At 56.9% G+C, this 1597-nt stretch carries 1 protein-coding gene; it reads right to left on the bottom strand.

Annotation, left to right across the window (positions count from 1 at the left end; genetic code table 11):
* Positions 1-782: 782 nt before the first annotated feature.
* Positions 783-1370, bottom strand: a complete 588-nt coding sequence (locus tag EJK15_RS69180; RefSeq protein WP_138720904.1) for a hypothetical protein — start codon at positions 1368-1370, stop codon at positions 783-785.
* Positions 1371-1597 lie beyond the last annotated feature (227 nt).

Below are 1597 nucleotides of genomic sequence, written 5' to 3' on the forward strand. Positions count from 1 at the left end.
ACCAAGGCCTCCAGGCCGCACCGCTCGGCCAGCCGCATCGCCGGGGCCAGCCCGCCGTATGCGATCACGTGCTCGTCATCGAAGATCGCGTCGGTCTTGGCCGAGTCGTGGAAGAATTGCACTTACGAGGTGTCCTTCCGACTGGGCTGCTGGAAGCGTAGAGAACTCCCATCATCCCAGGTCAAAGGGCACCTCGCCCTATTTCACTGTTCTTCTGTCAGATTCCCAGCCGTGGATCCAGGCTCAGCGTAGATGGCCTTACTTCGGAGCCTCTATGATGACTCGGCTGGCTGGCTGAACCATGAGACTGAATTCAGGTCTTTCGTGAAGGAAATATTGGCCCAATCCCTAAGGATGGCTGGCTCGGGTTCCGTTGTGAAGATATATATCAGCAGCCCTCTGGAAAGTTCTCTTCGCAGGACCTGTGCATCAGGGATCCATGGATATGGATTCTGGTCGTCGCCGATATTTTCAGTGCAGAACGCTCCAATTGTTGCGGTCTCGATTCGCTGAAATTGGACACATCGCTTGTGTGTGCCAGCCTTTGCCCGCGGAAACGAATCCGTTCCCGTGATCCGATAACCTGAAGGCACGTCCAACGGCACGAGCAGCGGCCCTCCATATTCGTGCACCGCCCGTTCGATTGATTCTCGGGACATATGGTTATACGCACCATTATTCCCACAGGACGATGTAGCCAAGGCTCCGCACGTCAATGCAGCAAGCAGCCAATAAGTGCTGAACGTGGCGCGTGTGGGGCCTTGGCTCATGATCATCTTATCCTAGCCTTGCGGTGCACGATCCTGCCTTGCGCGATTTCTCTCCTGGTTCTCTACCTCGCATATGTAAGTCCCGCCTGTCCCACATTCGAAGACCTCACCCATTGCCTGGTCAACCAGTTGAAGCCAGGCATATTGCCACCATTTGAGGCTGACGTCAGCATTAGTCTTGAGTCCGAGGGCGAATCCCAGTTGGTAGGGGCCATCCTTCAGCCACTGTCCCTGATCCACCTCGATGGAGTAATCCGAAGGGCGTTCCTCGTCCACCTTAACGAAATATTCATCGCAGTCGACGAACTTGATCGGAACCTCTAGGCCCACTGCCCCCAAGTTAGCCGTCGCGGTGAACTCGGTTGTGTCACAGTCCCCCTCGAAGTCGATGGCGGGATCGTAGTCCTGCCACTGGCCGCCCACGTTCACGGGATGGCTGGCGGTTTCCTCGTCATAAGCTGTGGATTCAAGCCTTGCGTTGCCTATCTCGAAGTCGGTCGTACCGCTCAAATTTTCGTTGGGGGTGGCGACGCCCTTGTTGGTGTAACCGTGCCAGTCGGCGGTCTTGCTGTCGTCCTCGACGCTCTGGGCTTGCCACATGGAGTGGAGCTTCCCAAGCCATTCGCTACCACGCTTGATGGTCAGGAGGAAGTCTCCGCCATCTGTGGGATTCCAGGTTGCTGTAGTGCCAACGCTGTCGCTAGTACGGCAGTCACCATTCGTGAGCTGAGCTGTGGGTTTATGTCGTAGTCAGGCGGGTGCGTTTGTGGAACCAGCGGGCCCGAGCCTGATGTCGGCGTCGCCAGATTGACCAGTGGGCGGTGTGC

Source organism: Nonomuraea basaltis (assembly GCF_005893125.1).
In the GTDB taxonomy this organism is placed as follows: domain Bacteria; phylum Actinomycetota; class Actinomycetes; order Streptosporangiales; family Streptosporangiaceae; genus Nonomuraea; species Nonomuraea basaltis.